Source organism: Sporosarcina sp. ANT_H38 (assembly GCF_008369195.1).
Lineage (GTDB): Bacteria > Bacillota > Bacilli > Bacillales_A > Planococcaceae > Sporosarcina.
Map to the genome: position 1 here is coordinate 2,392,145 of NZ_VOBC01000001.1, position 24,440 is coordinate 2,416,584.

Consider the following 24,440-nt stretch of genomic DNA (forward strand, 5'->3'; position numbering starts at 1 on the left):
CAAACTCAGACTCTTCATTTAAAACATGAAAAGGATCTTACAAGTTAGCCCTCTACCATTGATATCATGACTACCTTTTATCTAGCTACATCTTCCAAAGCCCTTACAATAAATAAGACATCTTTATCCGTCATCCCCGCAAACACCGGCAAAGTCATCGCTTGCTCATACCACTTCTCCGCCCTCGGGCAAAGACCCCTATCATAACCAAGCCCCTGATAATAAGGATGCCAATAAACAGGAATATAGTGAACATGAACACCGATATTGAGTGCCCGCATTTCATCAAAAACATCTTTGCGTGATTTCATCAGCTCTTCACTATTCAATTGAATCATATACAAGTGCCAGCCCGAATCATTCCCGGCCAATTGTTTTGGTAAAATGATTCCTGGCACTTCCGCTAATTTCTCATTATACAAAGCAGCTATTTCGCGTCGTCTTTGAATAAACCCATCAATCTTCCGCATTTGAGATAATCCCAAAGCAGCTTGAATATCATTCATTCGGTAGTTGTAACCCAGTTCTGTCATTTCGTAATACCAGTCACCCTGTTCTTCTGCATAAGGTGTTTTACTAATGCCATGGCTACGGAAGAGCTTCAACTTCTCAAAATATTCTTCTGAGTTAGTGGTAATAATACCACCTTCACCTGTCGTAATCGGCTTTACAGGATGAAAGCTAAACATCGTCATATGAGCCTGGGAACCTACTTTTCGCCTCTTATAATCAGCCCCTAATGAATGTGCTCCATCTTGAATTACGACTAGGTTATGTACCTCCGCAATGTTCATAATTGTATCTATATCAACAGGTTGTCCAGTAAAATCAACAGGCATGATTGCTTTCGTTTTAGAAGTTATCTTCTTCTCAATTTCTAGCGGATCAATATTATATGTACGTTCATCAATATCTGCAAAAATCGGAGTGCCACCACAATATAGTACCGCATTCGAAGTTGCTGCAAACGTAATTGGCGTAGTAATCACTTCATCCCCATCCCCAATTCCCGCTGCATAGCAAGCCCCGTGCAAAGCCGTCGTCCCATTTGAAAACGCAACTGCATACTTCGCACCTACATAATTCGCAACAACCTGTTCGAACTCTTCCACTTTCGGTCCCTGTGTTAAAAAAGGCGACCGTAATGTTTCTACCACGGCCGCAATGTCGTCTTCATCTATTTGCTGTTTTCCGTAAGATATAAAAGAGGTACGTTTTTTCACAGTAACAACTCCCAACTTAGTGGTGTACCTGCAACTAGTGCTTTATTCGCTTTCATTTCGAGCACTTGTTCATAATACTTCGGAGCTAACCCGTATCCTGGTCTAATTACCTTAATATTATCTTTCGTGAATGCTTCCCCAGCTTCAATATCCTTTGCTACATAAATAGATCTTCTAAATTTCAGTGAGGCTTGTTCCACCTCAGTCGGACCATACGTAACATTCCCCACTGCCTGCCATGCCCGTTCTGTTTCCACTACAAGAGTAGCCATCTCATCCGGCTCCATTGAAAATGCCGAATCTACTCCACCATCTTTACGTGATAGCGTAAAATGTTTTTCGATAACTGTAGCCCCAAGTGCAACACTAGCAACTGCAACACCAGTCCCCATCGTGTGATCGGATAATCCAACCTGTACATCAAATAATTTACGCATATGTGGAATGGTTAAGATATTCGTATTTCCGGCAGTAGCGGGGTATGTACTTGTACATTTCAATAAAATCAAGTCCTTGCATCCCGCTTCGCGAGCAGCACGAACTGTCTCATCAAGTTCAGCAACCGTCGCCATTCCCGTTGAAATGATCATTGGTTTTCCCGTTGCCGCAACTTTTTTAATCAATGGAATATCATTGTTTTCAAAAGAAGCAATCTTATAAAGTGCGACATCCAATTCTTCCAGAAAATCAACAGCGGTTTCATCGAACGGAGTACTAAATGGAATCATCCCTAGCTCACGTGCCCGATCAAAAATCGGCTTATGCCATTCCCACGGGGTATAGGCTTGTCGATAAAGCTGATACAGATTTTGGCCATTCCATAAACTATTCTCATCATTGATTTGAAAATCAGGATTTTTGATGTTTAATGTCATCGTGTCTGCCGTATAGGTTTGAATTTTAAGCGCGTGAGCTCCAGCCCTCGCAGCTGCTTCAACTATTTCTAATGCCCTCTCCAATGATTGATTGTGGTTACCCGACATTTCGGCGATAATAAAAGGCTTTTGACTAATTCCAATCAATAATTCCCCAACTTTAACCATAGTCATTTTACTTTTCACACTCTTTTCTTGTATATAATTACTTAACGTTTACGGGCAAATAAAATTACATCTCTTCCAAGTTCATTTATAGCTAGACTTTCATAAAACTTCTCTTTAACCTCTTCTAAGTTATTTTCAAATAACCTCATTTCAAAATTCTTTCTTTTTTCGTGGCAATGCCTTCCCATTTTATTATCGTCTATATAATTATCTCCCATCAATAAAAATAACTCCATGGGAAAACTAGTAGTTCGTTTCTTCACGTCAAAACCATTGCCTTCTAATAACTGTTTAAGGGAATCAAATGTAAAGTAATTCAAATGTAGTGTGGGGCTAATCCACCACGGCTCAAAATCGCATTTATCATATAAAACCTCTTGAAATGCATTAAAATCATTTGGGACTGCTACACATAGAATACCGTTTTTCTTTAATTTTTGTGCAATTAATTGAATCATTTCTACCGGGGATTGCATATGCTCTAGCACATGATTCATATGAATTATATCAAAATTGGGTAAGTCCTTCGCTTGCTTAGATCCGAAAAAATCATTGATTACATTCAAGCCCAAAGACTTTGAATAGGAATAAGCCTGTCCAGATGGTTCAATACCAACCGTATCCCACCCCAATTCTTGCCCTGCTGTCAGAAAATAACCAGGTCCAGAACCAATGTCCAAAGCAGTTAACGTTTCTCCTATTTCAAAGTAACTATCAATAACTTTTACCCTTTCTTTATACACATTAGCAAGCCATTCAGCATCCTCTTTAACGTTCTTTATATATTCTGGTTTTACTTTTTCATAGTAATCTGCTTTATATAATTGATCCAACTCATTTTGTTCTGGCAATGGTATTATATGCTTAAATAGACAAATTTCACACTCGATAATCGAAAAATCTTCACCTTTGTAAACTGAATTTCCTTTATGTAAATTACAATCTTCACTCATATAACCATCTCCTATATTCCTTAAATATGTAGACTTCTTTGATGTATTAGAAGAAATTTCAATAAATTATTTCTACATCCGAACGGAATATTTTTTTATTAATAATACTAGAGTCATCAAAAATTAAATCATTTAATTCTCCAAACGTATCTAATATAGCCCACTCTACATCTTTAAATCCTAGTTTATGCCTAAAAACTAGTGTACTTGAAAATCTAGGATTAATTTCAAAAATAACTGGTCCTTTATCTGTCAATCTAAACTGGATATTAACACTTCCATCGAAGTCTATATTACTAGCAAGATCTTTAAGGAAGCTATCTATTATAGGATTTTTAACCACTTCAGCATATCCGGTTCTTCCTCCTTGAAGTGTACGCCTAAAGGAAATAGTTTGTATTTCACCCTTTTTGGATTTAAAGACGCCGGAAGTAAATTCTTTTTCATTAGGCAACAACAATTCTTGGTAGATCCAGTCTTTCCTATATTTTTGATAATACCCAAGATTCTCCTCCGTAAGGATACTCATATCTTTACTTCCCGCACTATCCCTACTTTTAACGATACAAGGGATTTTTAAAGGCTCGCCTTCACTAACCAACATCGTCCAAGGAAATGGAAAACCATTACATTCTAAGTATTGCGCTGTTTTTAATTTATCAAATCCCAACTTCATTATATTAAAACTAGGCATCAACAACGGAACACCTTTTATAGATCTAATTGATTTTTTATTAAAAAACCTAATCTCATGCTCTGATGTTGGAATTACTAGTTCTACCTTATATTTTATTATTAGCTCTTCCATAAAAACTAGATAATCTGCGTGATTTACTGCTGGGGATTTAATAAATTCTTGATAGAATTCTTCTGTAGGAAGCTGATCATTAACATCCATTCCATAAATGTCCTTTATCCATGGAATATCTTTCAGGACTTTAGACATTCCTATTCCAATATCTCCTGCAGCTCCGGTTACTAAAATAGAATTTATCATCATATAATTACCTCCTTAAATATTTTTATTTGTCATATCTGTTTCTCGTTAACAAAGAAACTAAATAATCAGAATTGAGATTTTCACTGTTAGTAATTGCATTTGCTAGCCGATCAGTATTGTAAGGAGTTCGATGTGGTATAAATGTTCTGTTAGATGTATCTAACAACCCCCATGAAGCGAGTCCACCAACATCTTTGCTCATACCAACTGAACCTACATTAATAAGAACACAGTTATTTCGAGGAATTATGAATGGATAATGGCTATGTCCAACAAAAATAAAATCATGTTCTTCATTGAATAATTCAATCATGATTTCTTTTTTTGTATCCGGATATAAATACATATCCGGGTGTCCTGGTGCCCCATGGCATAATTTTATGGAAAGCCCATCAAACATCATATTTTTTTCAATTGGTAATTCCGCTAACCAATCAAGCTCCCCTGCATTCAATTTTTGAAGTGCAAGTTGATGCCCTTCGCCATATTTATTATTTAATTCATGTATATCCTTAGTTCCATTCAGCACTTGTATTAAAAAACGTTCATGATTTCCTTGTATTGTTGTGGTATTTGAGAGAGTTCGTATTCTCTGAATAACTTTTTCAGGATCAAGATAATAACCTACTAAGTCCCCCAAAATGAAAAAAGTTTCTACCTTTAATTTTTCCGCATGCTTTAGAACAGCATTCAATGCATCAATATTTCCATGTATATCAGATAAAATTCCTATTCTCATTTAATTAAATATCCTTTAATAATTTTGCGAGCAACATCTTCTGGAGACATTAATTTATTATTATTTTTGAGTCCTCTAAAGTGATTTAATGTTGGAAAATCTTCCACAGAACATTCACGTATATTTTTCTGCATTCTTGTATTCATCACTCCAGGGTCTATATGCTCAACCGTCAATTGCATGTTTTCTTTATTTACTACATCTAAAAAGGTCTTGATTGCTTTTTTCGATGAACAATACAAACTCCAACCTTCGATAGATGCTTCCGCTGCACCGGAAGAAATATTTAATATTTTCATAGGACCTCGATGTTTATTCAATAAGTAGTTCGTCAATAAAACAGGCATCAGATAGTTCACGTTTATGTGTCTTTCCACGTCTGCATCTTCTTTTATATTGCCAACCTTTGAAATTGGATTAACGATACCTGCATTGTTAACAAAAATAACTTCAATCGCATTATCATTTATCTTTGAATCTAACTCTATTTTTAATTCATTAAAACTTAAGGTGTTTGCTAAATCAAAGCCTATCAATGTTAATAAATTTGAGTTCGATGTGGCTAATATATTCTGCTCCCTGGTAAATGTTCTCCCAATACCAATTATCCTTTGTTTATGTTGGGTTAATTGGGTAACCAATTGTTCACCTAGCCCCCTAGAAATACCGGTAATAATAAATAGTTTCAAATGACACACTCCTTATTATAATGAATTCCTAGTTCTTAATTTAAGAATCGCCTTCGTAATCATATTTAACTTAATTAGACTTGGATTCAATAATGCTTGACAGCACTTTCTCATTTCTTCCAACTTACCGGAATTTGTCAGCAATTTAAAAATTTCCAGTTTAATAATTTCTCGATCTACTTTAATATTTTCTCCTAAACAGAGAATTGACCCTTGACTCGCAACTGCTTCAGTTACTTCTCTTTGATTATCCGCAATAATTGTAATTAGCGACGGCAACTCCAAAAAACATCGTTCCCAAATCGTCGCGCCGCCAGCACCAATCGCAAGATCTGCGTTCCACATCAATTCCGCCATATTATTAACCTGGCAAAAGAAATTTGTATTTGGTATCTCTTTACACATCAGTTCAATCTCATGACCTCTCGGATTCGATGCCCCAACAACAACATTGATTTCAATTTTAGGAATGATTAATTCCTTAATCGTTTCTAACGTCTTTATCGTTTCCCCCGTCGGGTCCGTACCGCCGAAAAAGACAAGGATATTATTAACCTCTCCAGTTCTCACTCTAGGTTCATTGGTAGCCTGTAAAAATTCTTCACGAAGCAGTACATAATTCGGTCCAAGCATCTGAACACAACGTTCCGGGACAAGCCCTTTATAACGTTCATCAGCATTGAGGTAATAGTTTTGATCAAGTAATAAATCACAATCATGTATCCTATCCGCTAAATCATCAATAACCATGGTGTGTTTGCTAAAACCAAGAAGTGTACTTTCCCAACGACAGTCTAATCCATAATGATCGACAATGATTAAATCAACTTCTTGGTTAATTTCTTTTAATATCGCAATAGTTTCTTCAGCATCCTGATTCCAATTTTCTTTCGTCCACTGTACACCCTGCACATCACTTCCAGATGGTGATAATACAGCTACATTCTCCCCTTGACTTCGTAAAAAAGAAACTGTATTCCCTTCAAAATCACGACAAATAAACGTCACTTCTACACTGTGACGTTTAAGTTGTTTTGCAAGTGTTAAACAACGCATTACATGGCCTGTTCCGATTTCAATTGAAGCATCTGTGCGAATAACTACGTTCATCTTGAATCACGTCCTACATTTTCTTTTGCAATAAAAACCAAGTAATATCATCTTGTGGAAAGCTATTATCCCTATGATAAACAAATCCATAATCAATTAATTCTAAGTCGCTATATTTATCAAGCATTTCTCCGGCAAAGTCTCTTTTAAATAGCCTTTCTTTATGCCCACGATAATCTATTTCAACTGGCGTTGGATTATAGTATTCGGTAATACAAATATATTTGCTACTTGTGTTATAGAGTAATTCATAAACATCATTTAGAAACTCCGGATTTATATGAATAAGAACACCTTTAATTAAAACAAAGTCGCGTGTATAGTCCACTTCGAAATTTAATATTGACTGATTATATATTTGCACGTCATTTAATTCACTCAAATGCTTCACAGCTTCAGAGTTGATTTCAATAGCTGACAGGTTAGCATTTGGAAGTATTTCTTTAATTGCTCTCAAATTCAAACCTATATTTGATCCGAATTCAATGACTGAATTGACTTGATTTGTTTTTGATAAAATAGTTGAAAAAAGAGGAATATTTATTGCATGGTTTTGGTTTCTACTAATATATTCATTTCCAAAGTCTTCTGTCCAAAAAATTTCTTGTTCTGTTTTAAACTATTTCACTAAAAATACTTCCAATTATGTTTGAAAGTGAAAGCCATTATAACTTCTTTTGCTCAATATGTGCATTAAGTTCTATCCATGATGGATTCTCAGCGAGTACTCCAATGACATCTTGCGTAGTGAATTTTGGATTAATTGGATATAACACCTGTAATATACGTTGTATTAGTTCAAAGTCTTCTTCTGTATCAACCGTCCAGCGATGATTTCCTAGATTCGGGGAACATTTTAGATTTCCCAACTGAAACTTTTCTGGATTCATATATAGGTACGATGTCACATGCTCACGTTCTCTTTCTAGAGAAGCATTTTCATACGCCTTTTGTAAAGCACTAATCGAGAATACCTCCACATCCAATCCTCGTGGGAAGGTTTGTTCCAATGTATTCGAAACATAATCAAATTCTGCTAGCTGGTTCAAATATAACTGAATAACTTGATCCGTCACCTCAGGATCAATTAATGGACAATCCGATGTGAGACGCACAACTACGTCAGCACTATATTCTGTTGCGGCCTCATAATAACGAGAAAGAACATCTTCTTCTGAACCACGGTAAACATTAACACCAAACTGCTCGCACAAATTTGCAATTACATTATCATTTTTCTTGTCAGTAGTTGCCACGATAATTTTATCGATTAGCGTGGATCTACTAACTCGCTCAATCTGATATTCAAGTAATGTTTTGTCCATTACTGTCTTTAGAACTTTTCCAGGCAATCTTGTTGAGCCCATTCTTGCCTGAATGATTGCTACTACTTTTAAGCTTTTACTACTAGATTTTATCACTACATTCTTCCCGCAAAGCTTCTTAACTGCTCAACGGTCAGCCACTCTTCGTTTGTATCACTTGTATATTTAAAGCCATCTGGAAGAGACCTCCCATTTTCCGCATTCGCCTCTGACCACCAAGAGAACTCTGGCTGAATGACATAGTGCGTATCGAATTCTAGCGTGTGCCGCGCATCATCCTCCATAATCATTGCTTCATGCAGTTTTTCACCTGGACGAATACCCACAATATCAATCTCACATTCTGGAGCAATTGCCTTAGCTAAGTCAGTCACTTTCATACTCGGGATTTTTGGCACAAAGATTTCTCCACCGTGCATCCGTTCTATATTATCAAGCACAAATTGAACCCCATGATCAAGCGTAATCCAGAAGCGCGTCATGCGTTCATCCGTTATCGGAATGCGACCTGTTTCTCGTATTTTTTTAAAGAAAGGTACAACGCTACCTCTACTACCAGCAACATTGCCATAACGAACAACTGAAAAGCGGGTAGTTTTTTCACCGACATATGAATTTGCCGCGACAAATAGCTTGTCTGATGCTAGTTTTGTTGCACCATACAGATTAACTGGACTTGCAGCCTTATCTGTGCTAAGAGCAATCACTTTTTCTACACCACGATCAATAGCTGCTTCAATAATATTCTGCGCACCATGAATATTCGTCTTCACTGCTTCAAATGGGTTATACTCACATGCTTCCACATGCTTCATAGCAGCTGCATGAATAACAATATCCACACCATCAAACGCACGGTATAGACGGTCCTTATCTCTCACATCTCCAATGAAGAAACGCATTCTTGAATCGGTAAATTCCTGTGCCATTTCATATTGCTTCAACTCATCACGGCTGAAAACAATTACTTTTTTCACGCCTTCGTTTAACGCACGTCTAATGAACTTCTTTCCAAAAGATCCTGTTCCACCTGTCACAAGGACAACTTTTCCTTCAATCATATTTAAACCTCCGAATGTGTCACTGCTGACATTTCAATTTCCTCTTTCATTTCTTCAAACAATTCTGTTGCAAATACATGGTGCAATGAGACCTCCTGTATAAACTGGTGAAATGATTCGACAACGACAGTTCCTTTTTTCACTGGATTTCGTTCATATCGGACAGCACTCATCTTTTCAGCAAGCTGTTCATTTTGTACGCGAATCATTGGTTCGATAAAACTCCGGTAAAAGTAATTTTCCTTTATTTGCTCAAATACTTGATCGAACTTTCCATACTGAACTTCAATATTTATCAAGGTACGACGTTCTATTTTCCGATTTAATTTCTCAATAATTTGCAGTGTCTGTGTTAACAACTTTTCGACATTTTGCTGGTGATTCTGCATCAATACTATATTTGATTCTACTATTTCCTTTTCATATCCGTTATCAACATCATCCCATTTTTTTATTACCTGGCGTGCTGTCAACTCTTCTTTAATTACTTGCTCAAGCGGTTTAAATATCGTTCCGGCTATTAGGGCTCCACCTTTTGTTGTATTAACAGTTTCAATTTCAGGGCGACTTTTAATATACATTTCTAGTTGTTGACGCATACTATTAAATCCTTCAGACGTTTTCACATCATTTCCGTATACATCGTTAGTCAAAAGTGCCTTTTGTAAGTTTGACTCGCTCACCTTTGTTCCTTTTCCATAGTCAATCCCATCTGCATAATGATGTTCTCCAATATAAGCTAGGTTTTGACCAACTAGTATAATTTTCGAACACCCTAATTGGCTTAATAATTGATAGGTGACGACAGCAATTGATGGTGCATCATTTACATAATCTAAATCCGTCGTTAAATTTTCTCCTAAAAAGGCAGGCGCAACTGTATCTTGGCTGACCAGCATGTGAAGCATTTTTCCAGGATAGTTTTCCAATGTTTCAAAACCAACACTACTGCCAAAGACTAGGGGGATGTCAGTAATTTGTTGATCTTTAATAATTTGAATGACACGATAGTTAATATCTTGTGGATCATATGTACAAGCCGCATCAGGATAAATCCCATGCTCAACTAACGCATTAATAGCCGATCCAACTGAAAATATATAAGCAAGCCCATTTTCTTTGATATATCGTAGATTTTCAAATTCTTCATTCAATGAAGGCCCCGCTGCAACGATAATTGCTGATTTTCCATCGAAAGCACTTTTATCAATATCATGCAGGATATTTGGTGTTTGCAAGACTGTCGGGAAGTTTTTGATGGAGTTGACTGTCCAACGTTTTTGGTATGACAGATTCGTTACAAGAGCACTTCGCTTATCTTTCAACGACTCCAACGCTTTTTTCATAATCACCTTAATTTGGTCACCGTAAAGTGATTCGTAGACGGGTAAAGTATAAATGCGAAGCTGACTGTTAGATAGATGCAGCAATGCCCCGATTTCCCGATGTATAACCGATTCATCTTTCCCCGTGAAAATTGTACTAAGATTGCTTAATGGGAGGTCATTTAATTTTTTGTTCGATAAATAACTGACAAGTACTTCTTCATTAGGTTCATAGATAGAGAACTTCATATCTGGATATTGTTCAATAAACTTTTGAATATGGTACCCTAACCCACAACCAACAAAAAGGATATGTTTTGAATTCCCCACATCCACAAACTGACTCACTAGTCGCTCCGCTTCCTTCTCCGGATCGTATTTACTATGTAGATACTGTGTCTTGCCGTCAATATGGATTTTCAGTGTAGGAATTCCCACCCTCGATAGTTCTACGATGGCCTTAAAATCTTCGTGTTGCTCTTCGAATATAGATAGTTGGGTCAACAATTCCCGTTTATGAAGCCTTAGCACATTACGATTATCAACTAAGATCATGCCTAGTACCCACCGTATCAATTGTTTTTCCAATATCAGTTTCCAACGACTCAAATAGTGGAATAAACTCGTACTGAATAATATCTGCAATGAGGATGTTATCACTATTATCTACAGCTTCAGAGAGATTTACAATTTCAGTTTTCATCGACTTTGAGAGTTCCATGCAAGTATTCCAATCTTCCGGTCGCTCGTTACTCTTATTAACAACCTCCAACATTTCATCAAGCCACTGAAGTCCATCCATAAGCTGACTAAAGCTAGATCGAATTTCAGACGTCGGATTCGAATAAAACCCTTCCGGGAGCGAAACAAGTTCCGGTTTGGCGCGCTTTAAATAATCCTCCGCTGAAAGAAGAACATCATTCAAAAATTCCTTCTCCGTCTTCGCAATCACTTCAAGTTTTTCAATTCGATCGACGTTCAGGGTTAAATAATCTTCATGGTCCTCATAAACTTCCGTTCCATCGGCTATGAAATGACTAAAATAGTAATTTCCTTTAAGTAATTCATTTATTTTCGCAATAACTTCGTCCTGAGACGGTGTCTTGTCAAATTCAACATGTTGCTCATGAAAGATTAGTTCCACAGCTGCATTCCTCCAGTAATATAGCAATATAGTTATCTATTTATATATAGTGTATCATGCTCATACTCTTTATATCGGTTAAAAAATCTAAAGTTACAATGGTAGTTTGCGAGAATTTTTATGCCTCACCAAGAATCGTGTTCTTAATTAGCTAAAGATGAATGGCGGTCAAGTTTGAGAGGGGTTATTACTATGTTCGCAGAGTTTATTTGGGGAATTATCAATTATCCTATTTATATATGAAAACAGGTATACTAAGATTAGTAGTAACGACTAAGCATTGGAGTGTGTGAAATTTGGATATCACCATTATTGAAACAAAAACAGTTCCTACTGTACAAATACAGAAGAACGAAAAAACAATTACTTTCCATAGTAAATATGATCCTCTAAACGAAGCCAAGCGTTGGGCCCTTACCGAACTTGAACTTGTTGAATTGGATTACGGCATTACTATACTTGGATTAGGTGCCGGTTACCACGTATTGGAGATAGCTCGGCTATATCCTAATTTAACAGTCCACGCGATTGAATTTAATGAGCAGTACTTTAAATGGTTCATGAACAGTCCGTTTTCACATAAATTAAACGAATGCAAGAATATTGCAATTTCTTCTATCGACTCTCTCTCTAAAACTCAACAGCAAAAACTGTTCTCGCAAGAATACTCAAATAATGTCCTCATTCATAATAGCGGGCTAGATACTTTACCTCCTAAATACATAAGTATTGAAACAATCCTAAAAGATATGCAAATGCAACAAAAATCAATACGCAGGCAGATTGATAATATGAATGCTAACTTTGAAAAAAACAGTCTTTTGAATGATAAAGGAATCGCTGATCTACACCATCAATGGAGTGGTCAACCTGCAATTCTTGTCTCCGCAGGCCCCTCACTCCACAAACAGCTACCTCTCTTAAAAAAAATTCAAGAAGATAGTAACATTCATATTTGCGCTGTCGGCACTGCGGTAAAACCGCTACTTCAATCAGGAATCACGCCTGAAATCATCGTATTAATTGATCCTAACCCATCTACATTTGATCAGCTATCAACTTTAGATTTACCCGAGATCCCCCTTTTTTACTTAAGTACCGCTTACCATGACACAATCCAACTACATACGGGTCCACGACGAGTATTATTTCAAGGGGGATTCGATAAGGCCGTAAGTTTGGCTGAACAGCGAAAAGAACCGCTTATAAAATCTGGTGGCTCTGTGGCAACTGCGCTTTTAGAAGTACTTGTTTACCTTGGGGCAGATCCCATTGCATTGGTCGGCCAAGATCTTGCGTATACATATAATTTAAGCCATACGGATGGGGCACATGCTCAAAAAGAAATACTGGGATCTTTAACTGTGTTAGATTACTACCAAAAAGAACAAGTGACAACGGAAAGAAATCTAAACAGTTATCGAAGGTGGTTTGAAAACTATGTAAAACAAAAAAAGAATGTCCAATTCTTCAATTGCACAGAAGGTGGTGCCCATATTACTAATTGGGAGCATATCTCTTTAGCAAATTTTTATGAGTTATATCCGTCAAAGTAAATTTTAATAAAATAAAAACACGGCCGATTGCTCGGACCGTGTTTTTGTTAATCAGATTAACGAAGAAGTTGTAGAACCCCTTGTGGTTGTTGGTTTGCTTGTGAAAGCATTGCTTGTGCTGCTTGAGTAAGGATGTTGTTCTTCGTGAACTCCATCATTTCTTTCGCCATGTCAACGTCACGGATACGTGATTCCGCAGCTGTTAGGTTTTCAGTAGATGCTCCAAGATTGTTAATTGTGTGCTCAAGACGGTTTTGAACTGCTCCTAGGTTTGAACGGTTTTCAGATACTTCGTTGATTGCAGCTTGAACAACTTTCAAGTTAGCCGCTGCACCCGAGTTAGCAGTCGTACCACCACTCAACGCTTTTAATCCGCTAGTTAACCCCAGTCCCTTAGCTGTGTTATCAGTTAGCTTCAATGAGATAATCTCTCCACCATTTGCACCTACTTGGAAGTCAAGAGTTCCGGCACCTGATGTTAGAAGTTCTTTTGTGTTGAATTTAGTTTGTTTTGCAATGTCATCAATTTGTGATGTTAGTTGTCCAATTTCAGCTTGAATTTTAGCATTATCAGTAGTTGTAAGTACTTCGTTACCCGCTTTTGTATAAAGCTCAGCCATACGTTGTAGCATTGCGTGAGTTTCATTCAATGCACCTTCAGCTGTTTGGATAAGTGAAATTCCGTCTTGAGCGTTTGTAGAAGCTTGCTCCATACCACGGATTTGGTTACGCATTTTTTCAGAGATCGCAAGACCTGCTGCATCGTCTCCTGCACGGTTGATTTGAAGACCTGAAGATAATTTCTCCAAGTTTTTTCCTGCTGCCGCATTGTTCATACCTAGTTGACGGTGCGTGTTAAGTGCTGCGATATTGTGATTAATTCTCATGATTAATTTCCTCCTTGAGTGTGTTTGGTTCACGTCCATGTGAACCGAGATTTGGTTGTTGCTCGTGGAGTAAAGTGCCGGCCGAACGCTTTACTACCACTTACAATAGTTATATCGGATAGGTAGTTAGGATGTTTAGTAGATTGTGAAAAGTTTTTTGAAATAAAAGCAGTGCCATATACTGTCACAAATCGAATGGCTTGAATTGCGTCAGTACTAGCACCAGATGACCGCTGTTACCGCGTACCCTGGAGGATGAGAGTTCTATTAGCTTTTCTTTGTAAGCTGCGAAAAGAGTGTGGCGTCTAACATTGTTGCTTCTGTGTTTGATTCAGATACAGAAAGGATGAGTTCGCCGCGTAGAATGTCGACGGATTTGGGAGCCTCAATGCCGATTCGGACGGTGTCGCCTTTTACTTCGAGGATACGAATTTCAACGTCGTCGCCGATTTTGATGGTTTCGTTTGATTTTCGGGAGAGTACGAGCATGGATTACGCCTGCCCTTCTGTTACTGTGACTTCGTTACCAATTGGGTGGCGCATGGAAAAGGTGTTGTCGTTTAGAATCATTTGTTTTGCTTTTTTTGAGTTTGATTGGAAGATGAGTGGTGCATGTAAGTTGATGGTTGATGATTCGAATGGTTCTTTTAAGGATAGGACGCCGAGGACGAAGACGTCTTGTTCGTTTTTGATTTGTAACAGATCGATTGTTGGTTCGTCGATGTTGAAGGTGTAGTCTTCGACGAGTGTGTATGGGTTGGCGACGATGAATGCGATGTCGGGTGTTACTGTTGATTGGAGTACTTGGAATGTATGGTTTCCTTCTATTGAAAGGAGGGCAAACTCAGTTTCGTCATCGAAGCCAGGGATGCCTTTAGGGAAGTTCCAAGTTTGGTTGGGCTGGATGTTTAGTTCGCCGTGGAATTTTGTTTGGATGTACATTTGGGTTCGCTCCTTTTTGGTAGTTCTTTATTGATAGAGTAGCATGGTTTTGGATATAACAAAAGACTGGCTGGGTTGCCAGTCTTCTGCGAGTCATACACGCGGTGCAGGCTGCTGTCACCTGGTATTCCTTATACGTGAAGTCACCACTTCACATCAATCTGAATAGATGGATATTGTTCCATCACACCGGATACTTTACCTGGCGTGTAATTGTGGATTGGTTTGTTGATTTGGACGTCGATAATCGGCTTTTGTGGTGTTGCTTGGATATTGGTTGTGCCTGCTTGGGCGGATATTTGGACATTAGAACGATTGCCGACGAAACGGATGCCAAGTGGTGCAGGTGGTGGTGTAGCATTTTGTTTAGCAATGTCGGCAATGACCTTTCCACCATTTTCGATTCGTAGCATTTGCTGCCCCTCTTGTGCACGTCTAGCCGTACCTTCCGAGGCCCCTTGCATACCGAGTTGCGCATGTTCTTCTATCCTTCTTCTAACGCTTTTCATGTCGATGTCGGCACGTGCTTCGGTTGTGTCAATGGAGAGTTGCGGTCTTGTTGACGATATTTCCAAGATGGCGGCTGGCTGTTGTATGTTCATCGTTGCTCTTGGTTGTTCGATTTCCTGTGTAGGTTTTGTGATTTGTAAGCCAAGTATGCCTCGTGTTGTTTGGATTTGGAGTTGTGGAATGTTCACCAGTATCACCTTCTAAAGAAAGCGTTTGGAGGATATCCAAACGCTTTCAGAGATTTTGTATAGAGTAACGTTTCGAGCGTTTTTTCTTTTAACGCAAGAAGTCTACCAGTGATGGTTGAATAATGCGCGCTCCTACTGACAGTGCAGCACGGTGAACTGCTTCTTCCGTGATCATGTCAGTTATTGCTTTTTCGTAATCGACATCTTCGTTTTCACTCATTTGTTTTTTTGCAGCACCTTCTTGCGAATCTAGGCGATTCCCCATCATTTCAGAACGGTTTTGACGAGCACCAATGTCGGCGCGGACTGTCAGGACATCGCTAAATTTTTCATCAATAGATGACATCGCTGCATTAAATTCATCTTGGGTGGGAGCAGAATTTCCACCCGTTAATCCCTCAAATATGTCATCAATACCTTCGAAAAGATCACGCTCATTCGTATTCACCTTAAGTGACACACCGTCAAACACTTCAATCTCTATACTATTTGCAAAGCCAGGATCATCTGGTGTTAGGAGCCCGGTATCCTTATCAAATAATGGCGTCGAAGTTTTTGTCCCACTAAAAATATACTTATCGCCTATTTTGGTATTCGCCATATCCTGAATTTGTTCACGTATCTGGCTAAGTTCACTCTGGATTTTTTCACGGTCGTCATCTGTTAAACTACCCGTCGCACCTTTGTTAACTAGCTCACTTGCGCGTTTTAATGCTGAGCCGACTTGATCGAGTGCATCGTCGGAGCTGTCAAGATAGTTATTTACTTCGCCTAAGTTACGTTGGTATTGAGCTACTTTATCAACCTGCATACGGTACCCCATGCTTTTCATAACAACTACAGGATCATCGGATGGACGGTTTACTTTTTTACCTGTTGTAATTTGTTCTTGCAGCTTGCCCATTTTATTGTAGCTCGAGGAAAGGTTCCGGAGCATGTTATTGGAAAGCATTGATTGTGTGACGCGCATTTAAATTCCTCCTCTACATAAATGTTCAATAAGGTAGATGAAAAGGGGCAAACTGAAAAGTAATCCAATGATCCTTATACCTAACCTTTTGAACTCCCTCTATTACATCCCTACACGGCCCATGCCGTTGATGATTTTGTCGAGTGTTTCATCGACGACGGTAATCATACGTGCGGATGCGTTGTATGCTTGTTGGAATCTGATCATGTCGGTCATTTCTTCGTCGAGTGAAACGGAGCTGATGGATGCACGGCGATGTTCGACCGCGCCTAATAGTGTTGCCGAATTGATTGTGTTGTTTTCAGCTTGTCGGCCGTCAACACCTAATTTACCTATGACGCCTTTGTAATAGTCTTGAATGGTGGCTCCACCAAGAGCATCACCCATAGACTCAAATTGAATATCCGCAAGTCGCTTCGCATTTTTACCGTTCCCTTCTTCTCCTTCAGCATCAGAAACCCCTAACTTAGACGGGTCCTTAATGATTTCGTCCCTCACTTTGATATTACCCGCAGTAAAGTCATTCGTATCTGTTGTGTCAAAGAAGTCAAGACCTTTTACATTGTTGTCAGGTGGCAAGCCATACCCATCTCTGTGTACTTCATTAAACTTTTCAGCAAAAGCCTTTGCCATTTTGTTCAACTCGGCAATCATGTCTGGATAAAGCCCCTCAACCTTGCCCGTTCCGTCAACCTTACCGTAGGAATTCATCAGCGATTTCAAGCTTCCTTGATCTAGAAAATCTGCATGTCCAGGTGTGTGCACCTTACCATCGGCTGATTTAATAGTCATTCCACTGATCGGTGTATTAATTCCACCCGGCCCCACCAAGGATTTCGGATCTGTTCCTAAAGTTGCAGATTTGCTACCGTTTACAAGTTCAATTGGTGTACCATTTTTCATTTTCAAGGTAATCGTGACAGAACCTTCTGCTATTGCACTTGCACGTCCACCCGATTTTTCGTAGCTAGTTTCAATAGGGAGGATTCCCGACAACTGATCTATCAGCACATCACGCGCATCGTATAAATCATTCGGCAGATAGCCGTTCGGTTCAACTTTTGCAATCTGTTCGTTTAACTCAGAAATTTGCTGAAGGATGGAATTTACTTCTCCTGTTGTAACGTCAATTTCTTTCCCTAAGTTCGTTTGGATGTCCGATAGCGACTTATGCATGTAGTTAAATGAGTCCGCTACTGCTTCACCTCTTCGAATAACGACAGAGCGTGCACCGCCGTCTTTAGGGTTGACGGCAAGGTCTTGTAGTGATTGCCAGAATTCACTCATTGATTTCTGTAGTCCGTATGCAGAAGGCTCAGCCAAGACGTCTTCCATTTGAGAGATTGCTTTTGTTTTTGACTCCCAAAAGCCAAATTTGTTCGTTTCCTGTCTATACTGCTGATCAACAAAGCCGTCACGGATTCGTTGGATAGAGCCTGCCTCGACGCCTGTTCCAAGGTATCCAGGCATTGTGCCCGCACTTAAACCAACACCAGGAAATCCAGCAGTCGCTTGCATATTAACACGCTGGCGTGAGTAGCCGAGTGTGTTGGCATTACTGATGTTGTGCCCTGTTGTATAAAGTGCGGATTGTTGTGTAAACAGACCGCGTTTGCTTGTTTCAAGTCCCATAAATGTAGACATTATTTTACCCCCTCAGGCATTTGCGTCAAAAGTCGTTTTGTCTTTCATTACTTTGTTTCCGTTGATTTCTGTTTTTGAATAGTTGGCTGATTCCGGACGTGGTCGGACTATGTCCAGCGACAAATTCACGAACTGAAGGGACTGGTAGGTCAACTTCTGATTCAAATCATTTTGCCATTTCAAGTCGTGAATTGCGTGCAGGAGACGGTCCCTCGCCTCCTCAAGGCCTTGCTTGTCCGCTTCCGGTACGACGTCGAGCAAGTCGGTGACAGTCGGATTGAGTGATGCTGATCGTCCTTGATCAGCCAAATACTGCGCCACATCCCGTTGTCTAAGTCCATCCATTTGGATGATAGCCGCTAAATGGGATTGTTCGTCTTTCAACAATTGGTCGAGTCCGTCCATGTCCCCGCTTTTGATGACTGCCGTCTTGTCGTAGGCAATCCGGAGCAGGCTTCTATGAAGTTTTTCCAGGTTGTTTAGTGACGTCAGGATGGTTGTGATAGACATGTATTCTTCCTACTTTCATGATCATATAGATGAATCCCACTGAAACCGCTTCGGCGCTAGGGGATGCCTTCCGCCATAAGCCAAGCAGCTTCGCCGCCAGTCTTATGGCTTCGACTACCCCTTTTAAGGCGCCTTTGCTAAGTTCAAAAAGGTATTCATTTGTTCAACATATATAGTCAGTATTTACGGTTTGAAGTACTTAACCAAGTTGGCAGCGAGCTTTTCAGGATTGACTTCGTACGTTCCAGCTTGGACTTGCGCTTTCAATTCTTGGACACGCTCATTGCGTTCCACTGTGAATGAAGACTTTTCCGACAGCTGTTTTGCTTCGGAGGAAATTTCAAGTTTGTCGGTTTTCATTTTCGCCTTTTGTTCGGCTTGTTCCGTTTTCAACTGATTTGCTTTGTATGGATTAACGGGTGGTACATTAAATTTTTGTATTTTCATCTGATCTCGCTCCTTTCGTTATAAGCGTATGCAGTAAGTTATACTCTATTCTTTATTTCGGCATAAGTTCGTGAACGTTTAGGGACTTTTGTAAAGAAAAGCGGAAGGCGCCGTTCAGCCCCGACAGGCAAAAGTGAAAAAGGAAGGCAGTCTAAGCTCACGACGCCCTGTCGCAACAACCGCATACCAGCTTCCTTGCGGGTACGAGGAGGCGTATTTCAGCGCCACACGGGAGGGATTGTAGTTCATCCCTCCTCAACGGGTTATGAACCGAACCTCTAGTCACTGGAGCTAGACAACATTATAAAAAAACCGGCCAGTCCGAAAACTACCGGTTCAATTTTATTTTCGTTTTCGATCCGCGTGGTAAGTTGCTCTGTCATTTGCATCGACTGCTTCCCTGAATTCCTGCGCAGCCTCGAACGTTCTAAGCTCATTATTAATATCTGCTGTACAGCCTGCACAGAGTTTTCCGGTGTTCGTTAGTTTCCCGCAATTGTCACATGGATAACCTAGGTTCGGAAATAGTGCTGGTTGGAGTCTGCCTTTGCGAACCCATTGGTGAAGTAGGGTTTCGGTCACGCCTGTTGCTTCGACAATTCGTTCGATTGTTGCCGCTCTATTTTCGCGTCGTCTTAAGAAACGATACACTTCCTCGTACATTTTTTCTTCGCTCATAGCGCACTTCGCGCAAACTTCTCGTAGACCTGTAAAGTTGAAAAAATCGCCGCATTTTGGGCAATCTCGTAGTTCTGCCATTTTACCATCTCCTAACGATTCATCGTTCAGCACGGATTAGTGTAACCGCTTCGACTCGTGTGGCTCCTGCCTCTTTTAAAACAGTTGCTGCATGACGGAGCGTTGTGCCGGTCGTGTAAATATCATCTATTACTATATAGGTACCCGAATGTACTGTAGTTCCAGGCTTTAGTCTGAATAAAGGATCCATCGCAAGACGCTCAATTTTCGATTTCTCCCCCATTGCTTCAGTTCCTGTTTTTTCAAGTATATGCGTAAACGGAATACGTGCACTTTTCAGCAGTTCATCGATATGAGCGAATGTCCGCTCAATCCTTTTTTCCGGATGCATCGGGATTGGAACGATTGTTGCATCTCTTTTTAAGTGGGTACGCAGTTCGTTCCCGAAGACTTCTGCTAATGCAACGTCTTGAAGGAACTTGAACTGGTGCAGGTATTCTCGCATCGCTTCATTGTATGTGTAGAGCGAAGTGACTTGATCCAATAAATTGTCTTCTTCCTTTATGTCGGCAGGTTGGAACTTTTTTGAACAGTCTTGGCAAATATTTGTCTGACCTTCAAGTGCAAGAAGGGACTTCCAAGACGGATTGGATGCGATTGGCGTTTCACACAGGAGACAATTGTTCATGTGCGGATGCCTCCTTTATTCAACTGGATGATTTCGTTTTTGGCTTCGTCCATTGCGTATGTGATGCCGTGGTGAAAGAGGACGAAATCACCTGACGGATGTTGCGCGGAACGTCCGACGCGGCCACCAATTTGGATGAGTGCGCCTTTGTTGAATATGAGCTGTTCGGATCCGATGACAGCGACTTGGACGTTTGGAATTGTGATGCCTCGTTCTAATATTGTTGTCGTTAGAAGTCCCGGTACTTCTTTGCCCCGCAGTGCTTGGACGTGTTCTTTCCGGTCTGGATGCGAAGCATGGACTGCGTGAATGCGCTCATCTAGCATTTTGAATAATGGTTCCGCCTGTTCCATGAGTCCGATGTGATGGAAGAAGATGAGGAACGGTTCTTGTCGCTTGAGCCGCTCAGCTGTCCAGTTGGCGAGCTTTTTGGGCAGTTTGCCTTTGTGAATGTATTTTGCGTAATTCCATAGGGAGTCATACCGCGGAACGGGTAATGGATGTCCATGATAGCGGCGATTGATGGTTGAAACTTGTCCGTGTTTTCGGATGTCCGTTAGGAGTTTGTCCGATGGTGTGGCAGTGACGAAATGGACAGGTGCTTGCGGTTTCGCAGCTTTTCTAACGGCTCGTCTTAAAGTTTCCTCGGCTGTATATGGGAAGGCATCGGCTTCATCGACAAAAATGGCATCGAAGGCGTGTCGGAATCGATATAACTGATGTGTGGTTGCAAGAATGAGTTGGGGGGATTCTGTTTTCGACTCCGAGCCGCCGTATAATGCTTCAATTGCAGTCCGCGGAAATGCTGCACGCAGACGCGGTTCAAGTTCGAGAATGACGTCTACGCGCGGTGCCGCTATGCAAACCCGCTTGCCTTCTGTCAGCAGTTTGTGGATTGGTTTAAAAAGAATTTCTGTTTTTCCCGAACCACAAACAGCATGAATGAGGTGTGGAATTCGTTTTGTGTTACTTATTGATAGTTCGTCTGAAGCTTGCTGTTGACGCGGTGTGAGTGTACCTTGCCAAGCATTTATGTGATCTGTTGGATAGATTGGTGTTTCTGCGTTCCAGATAATGAGTTCAGTGCAAGTTGAAACACGCCCCATTTTTAGGCAGTGTCTGCAATAGGTGCAAAAGGCTTCGCATTTTGCGCAGTCGAATGTTGTGAAACGGGATTGGTCGTTGTTTTCACATCGGTTGCAGAAGTGCTGAGGGTGATTGGCAATTTTGGTGGTGGATTTGATGCCTTGAATGGTTTTGATATGCTGCGAAGCGATATGTGCGTCGATTGTTTCGGTTGAAAAAGGGGTGTGTAGGCGAAGCCAAATACGGCCGGCCAGAAAGTCCCTGACTGACGTATCGAGTGTAGTTGTCAATTGCAACACCTCCTGGCCTGCTGGATACAGATTATATAGCCGTCGTGACGGCAGTCATGTTCCCTTTTAGTTCGTTCTCCTTTTGACCCAACCTAATCCCATTGAAGCTTCCCCAAGATGCGTACCAATTACCGGTCCAAAGTGACTGATAGTGAATTCCACATCTGGCAGTAGCTCAGATAATTCAGCAAGCCACTTTTCAGCGTCTTCTGGCCGGTTGCCATGAATGATCGCCGCCTCGAGAGACATTTTCGCTGCGTCGTCCGCTAACATGGCCACAATTCGGTTCATTGCTTTTTTGCGTGTTCGAATCTTTTCAAACGGGACAATGACTTTTTCTTTAAAATGAAGGATTGGTTTCACTTGGAGAAGTCCACCGATGAGTGCTTGCGCTGCCGAAAGTCTGCCGCCCCGTTGCAGGTGCGTAAGGTCGTCCACCATGAAATAAGCGCGCATCGTCAGTTTCATATCATCTAGTTCAGCCATGATTTGGTCCGGTGTCGCTCCTTCTTTGGCAAGTTCTGCGGCACGGAGTACGTAAAATCCTTGTAAATAACATGAAATCTCCGAGTCGAATGTGGATACTTCGATGCCTTCCACCATCTTGCCTGCTTGTACAGCACCTGCGTATGTGCCGCTAATACCGCTTGACAGATGGATCGAAATAACTGCGTCGTATGTGCCTTTTAACGACTCGAACAGTTCAATGAATCTACCAATTGGTGGCTGAGATGTCTTTGGTAGGGGTCCGTCCCCACGTACTTTATCGTAAAAATCGGTTGAACGAATATCAATTTCTTCATCATAAATAACGCCGTTAAGTGCCACTGCTAATGGGATCATATGAATGTTCAATTCTTCCATTAGAGCTGCTGGTAAATAAGCCGTGCTATCCGTAATAATTGCTGTTTTCAAGTTAAGATCAGCTCCTATCATTTATTCTACCTAATCTGAGGAGAAATAGGAATGTGGATGTGCAGGGGGATTTCGAAAAATGGACGTCAGCGATAAAACTCTCCTAGCATAAAAGCAAAAATCGTCCGTCACTCATTAAAAGAAACAGACGATACGTTTCTACTACTGCAAACTTTGCGTCCAACGATGTGCCTCCATAGAGCATTTGCTCAATTCCGACTGTGTGATACCTATTGCCGTCGCAAGCTTCTCGATACGTTCCCAGTCAAAATGCTCAACGGCTTCGGTAAGTTGAAGATACGGCATAATTTCTGTCTGGTCTCCTTTAAGAGTGTGTGCGACTTCGTCAGATAATGGAATGAGTTTCAAAATAGAGTCCCAGTCCCGCTTCAAGATGACGTTAATTAGTGAAAACATACCGGCCAGGAAGTATTCTTCGGGATTTTTCTTTCCATCATGCTTTGCTAATAGTTCGCACATCTTAGCCCGCGTTAGCGAGTAGTCCGTAAGCGCTTTTGTACGGCCATCCCCTGAGCCCTCTCCCATCTCACGCAGTGCAAGAACCTGAACCCACCTTTTTGTCTCACGCAGTCCGATAACTACGATGGCCTGTTTAATAGAACTAATCTTTTTCGGCACCTTAAATGCATGGGTGTTAATCACCCGCAGTAATTTATAAGTCAGTGACATATCATGCATAATAAGCCCAGCAATTTCATTGATATTCGGCGGTTCTGTATGGAGCCGTTCGATAATTTGAAAATGGAGGCTGACATTTGTCGGAATTTCGATTCCCGTGACGATTTCTGGTTTGGAGAAGAAATAACCTTGAAACAATTTGTAGCCTGATGCTTTTGCCGCTTCAAATTGTTCTTCCGTTTCGATTTTTTCGGCAAGTAGTACAATAGCGGGAAACTTTTTAATGAATTTCTCGATTTCTAATCGCTCGGCTGGCGTCGTATCCAAGTAATCTACCTTGATGAAATCGACAATTCCAAACAATTCACTGTGTACACTATATTGTTCTTGAAGGATAAAATCATCTAGTGCTATTTTGAAACCTGTTTCTTTCAACAACCGCATTTTAGTGAGGAGTGAGGGAGTGATCTCGACGTTCTCCAAAACTTCGATGACGATTTGATCAGGATCTAGGTTTGAAAATATATCCTGGGCGAGTAATTCACCTGTAAAATTAATGAATGACAAGCTATCTCCCGACACTTTCTCGACACCAATTGTCAAGAATGTATTAACGAGTAAGCCAATCGTAGCTTGTTCGGGGTCTATGTTAGGGAAAAAGTTTTTATGACTGTTTCTGTAAAGCAATTCGTAACCATAGATATCCCCACTTCGGTCCAATATTGGCTGTCTGCCAACAAAAATATTTGTTTCGTTCATAATACACACCCCATTTCTTGTAGTATAGCAAAAAGCGGCTAGTTTACCACTATTATCACAAAATAATATAATCGATTTGAATAGCTTCACTCTATGAG

At 40.3% G+C, this 24,440-nt stretch carries 25 protein-coding genes and 1 pseudogene; 1 reads left to right on the plus strand and 25 read right to left on the minus strand.

What is annotated here, in order from left to right:
- Window positions 1-77 precede the first annotated feature (77 nt).
- The 12 genes and pseudogenes from pseC to FQ087_RS11380 all read right to left on the minus strand — a co-directional run bounded on the left by pseC (window position 78) and on the right by FQ087_RS11380 (window position 11,612).
- Window positions 78-1,223, minus strand: coding sequence for a UDP-4-amino-4,6-dideoxy-N-acetyl-beta-L-altrosamine transaminase (gene pseC / locus FQ087_RS11325; protein WP_149580541.1), 1,146 nt, complete (start codon window positions 1,221-1,223; stop codon window positions 78-80).
- Window positions 1,220-2,272 carry a pseudaminic acid synthase gene (gene pseI / locus FQ087_RS11330; RefSeq protein ID WP_149580542.1) on the minus strand — a complete coding sequence of 351 codons (1,053 nt, stop codon included), beginning with the start codon at window positions 2,270-2,272 and terminating at the stop codon, window positions 1,220-1,222. Before pseI ends, pseC begins: the two co-directional genes overlap by 4 nt.
- A gap of 35 nt (window positions 2,273-2,307) precedes the next feature.
- Window positions 2,308-3,219, minus strand: a complete 912-nt coding sequence (locus FQ087_RS11335) for a class I SAM-dependent methyltransferase (RefSeq protein ID WP_149580543.1) — start codon at window positions 3,217-3,219, stop codon at window positions 2,308-2,310.
- Between the two features lie 58 nt (window positions 3,220-3,277).
- Complete coding sequence (locus FQ087_RS11340; RefSeq protein WP_149580544.1) at window positions 3,278-4,219, minus strand: ATP-grasp domain-containing protein; 942 nt, start codon at window positions 4,217-4,219, stop codon at window positions 3,278-3,280.
- A 22-nt stretch (window positions 4,220-4,241) separates the two neighbouring features.
- On the minus strand, window positions 4,242-4,958 hold the full coding sequence (locus FQ087_RS11345; RefSeq protein WP_149580545.1) for a metallophosphoesterase family protein: 717 nt from the start codon (window positions 4,956-4,958) through the stop codon (window positions 4,242-4,244).
- Entirely contained in the window at window positions 4,955-5,647 is a 693-nt protein-coding gene (locus tag FQ087_RS11350; RefSeq protein ID WP_188006704.1) for an SDR family NAD(P)-dependent oxidoreductase, read from the minus strand. The genes FQ087_RS11345 and FQ087_RS11350 overlap by 4 nt, the downstream gene beginning before the upstream one ends.
- Window positions 5,648-5,662: 15 nt before the next feature.
- Window positions 5,663-6,757, minus strand: a complete 1,095-nt coding sequence (pseG, locus tag FQ087_RS11355) for a UDP-2,4-diacetamido-2,4,6-trideoxy-beta-L-altropyranose hydrolase (protein ID WP_149580547.1) — start codon at window positions 6,755-6,757, stop codon at window positions 5,663-5,665.
- Window positions 6,758-6,770: 13 nt separating this feature from the next.
- Window positions 6,771-7,361 (minus strand): annotated as a pseudogene (locus FQ087_RS11360) (pseudaminic acid biosynthesis-associated methylase); the annotation flags it as partial.
- Between the two features lie 61 nt (window positions 7,362-7,422).
- Window positions 7,423-8,178, minus strand: coding sequence for a cytidylyltransferase domain-containing protein (locus FQ087_RS11365; RefSeq protein WP_255452238.1), 756 nt, complete (start codon window positions 8,176-8,178; stop codon window positions 7,423-7,425).
- Window positions 8,178-9,143 carry a UDP-N-acetylglucosamine 4,6-dehydratase (inverting) gene (gene pseB, locus FQ087_RS11370; RefSeq protein WP_149580548.1) on the minus strand — a complete coding sequence of 322 codons (966 nt, stop codon included), beginning with the start codon at window positions 9,141-9,143 and terminating at the stop codon, window positions 8,178-8,180. The genes FQ087_RS11365 and pseB overlap by 1 nt, the downstream gene beginning before the upstream one ends.
- 2 nt (window positions 9,144-9,145) lie before the next feature.
- A complete protein-coding gene (locus FQ087_RS11375; RefSeq protein WP_149580549.1) occupies window positions 9,146-11,023 on the minus strand; it encodes a motility associated factor glycosyltransferase family protein in 1,878 nt (625 codons plus the stop codon).
- The gene (locus tag FQ087_RS11380; protein WP_149580550.1) at window positions 11,010-11,612 is read right to left on the minus strand and encodes a DUF8042 domain-containing protein; all 603 of its coding nucleotides are present in this window, start codon (window positions 11,610-11,612) and stop codon (window positions 11,010-11,012) included. The genes FQ087_RS11375 and FQ087_RS11380 overlap by 14 nt, the downstream gene beginning before the upstream one ends.
- Before the next feature lie 296 nt (window positions 11,613-11,908).
- Between FQ087_RS11380 and FQ087_RS11385 the strand changes: the two genes are divergently transcribed.
- Complete coding sequence (locus FQ087_RS11385) at window positions 11,909-13,168, plus strand: motility associated factor glycosyltransferase family protein (RefSeq protein WP_149580551.1); 1,260 nt, start codon at window positions 11,909-11,911, stop codon at window positions 13,166-13,168.
- Window positions 13,169-13,224: 56 nt separating this feature from the next.
- Here FQ087_RS11385 and FQ087_RS11390 read toward each other — a convergent pair whose 3' ends face one another.
- The 13 genes from FQ087_RS11390 to FQ087_RS11450 form a co-directional block, all read right to left on the minus strand.
- The gene (locus tag FQ087_RS11390; protein ID WP_149580552.1) at window positions 13,225-14,055 is read right to left on the minus strand and encodes a flagellin N-terminal helical domain-containing protein; all 831 of its coding nucleotides are present in this window, start codon (window positions 14,053-14,055) and stop codon (window positions 13,225-13,227) included.
- Window positions 14,056-14,322: 267 nt separating this feature from the next.
- Entirely contained in the window at window positions 14,323-14,544 is a 222-nt protein-coding gene (csrA, locus tag FQ087_RS11395; RefSeq protein WP_149580553.1) for a carbon storage regulator CsrA, read from the minus strand.
- A gap of 3 nt (window positions 14,545-14,547) precedes the next feature.
- Window positions 14,548-14,997, minus strand: coding sequence for a flagellar assembly protein FliW (gene fliW / locus FQ087_RS11400; RefSeq protein ID WP_149580554.1), 450 nt, complete (start codon window positions 14,995-14,997; stop codon window positions 14,548-14,550).
- Window positions 14,998-15,140: 143 nt separating this feature from the next.
- Window positions 15,141-15,695, minus strand: coding sequence for a DUF6470 family protein (locus tag FQ087_RS11405; protein ID WP_149580555.1), 555 nt, complete (start codon window positions 15,693-15,695; stop codon window positions 15,141-15,143).
- An 88-nt stretch (window positions 15,696-15,783) separates the two neighbouring features.
- Window positions 15,784-16,665: a flagellar hook-associated protein FlgL gene (flgL, locus tag FQ087_RS11410; protein WP_149580556.1), complete on the minus strand. Its 882-nt coding sequence runs from the start codon at window positions 16,663-16,665 to the stop codon at window positions 15,784-15,786.
- A 102-nt stretch (window positions 16,666-16,767) separates the two neighbouring features.
- Complete coding sequence (flgK, locus tag FQ087_RS11415; protein WP_149580557.1) at window positions 16,768-18,312, minus strand: flagellar hook-associated protein FlgK; 1,545 nt, start codon at window positions 18,310-18,312, stop codon at window positions 16,768-16,770.
- A 9-nt stretch (window positions 18,313-18,321) separates the two neighbouring features.
- Window positions 18,322-18,819: a flagellar protein FlgN gene (locus FQ087_RS11420; protein WP_149580558.1), complete on the minus strand. Its 498-nt coding sequence runs from the start codon at window positions 18,817-18,819 to the stop codon at window positions 18,322-18,324.
- Window positions 18,820-19,002: 183 nt separating this feature from the next.
- Entirely contained in the window at window positions 19,003-19,266 is a 264-nt protein-coding gene (gene flgM, locus FQ087_RS11425; RefSeq protein WP_149580559.1) for a flagellar biosynthesis anti-sigma factor FlgM, read from the minus strand.
- Between the two features lie 342 nt (window positions 19,267-19,608).
- Window positions 19,609-20,025 carry a TIGR03826 family flagellar region protein gene (locus FQ087_RS11430; RefSeq protein WP_149580560.1) on the minus strand — a complete coding sequence of 139 codons (417 nt, stop codon included), beginning with the start codon at window positions 20,023-20,025 and terminating at the stop codon, window positions 19,609-19,611.
- Between the two features lie 19 nt (window positions 20,026-20,044).
- Window positions 20,045-20,653 (minus strand): ComF family protein, encoded by a 609-nt coding sequence (locus FQ087_RS11435; protein ID WP_149580561.1) that lies wholly within the window; start codon window positions 20,651-20,653, stop codon window positions 20,045-20,047.
- The gene (locus FQ087_RS11440; RefSeq protein WP_188006705.1) at window positions 20,650-22,029 is read right to left on the minus strand and encodes an ATP-dependent helicase ComFA; all 1,380 of its coding nucleotides are present in this window, start codon (window positions 22,027-22,029) and stop codon (window positions 20,650-20,652) included. The genes FQ087_RS11435 and FQ087_RS11440 overlap by 4 nt, the downstream gene beginning before the upstream one ends.
- 66 nt (window positions 22,030-22,095) lie before the next feature.
- Window positions 22,096-22,944, minus strand: coding sequence for a DegV family protein (locus tag FQ087_RS11445; RefSeq protein ID WP_149580563.1), 849 nt, complete (start codon window positions 22,942-22,944; stop codon window positions 22,096-22,098).
- A 162-nt stretch (window positions 22,945-23,106) separates the two neighbouring features.
- Window positions 23,107-24,342: an EAL and HDOD domain-containing protein gene (locus tag FQ087_RS11450; RefSeq protein ID WP_149580564.1), complete on the minus strand. Its 1,236-nt coding sequence runs from the start codon at window positions 24,340-24,342 to the stop codon at window positions 23,107-23,109.
- Window positions 24,343-24,440: the final 98 nt, after the last annotated feature.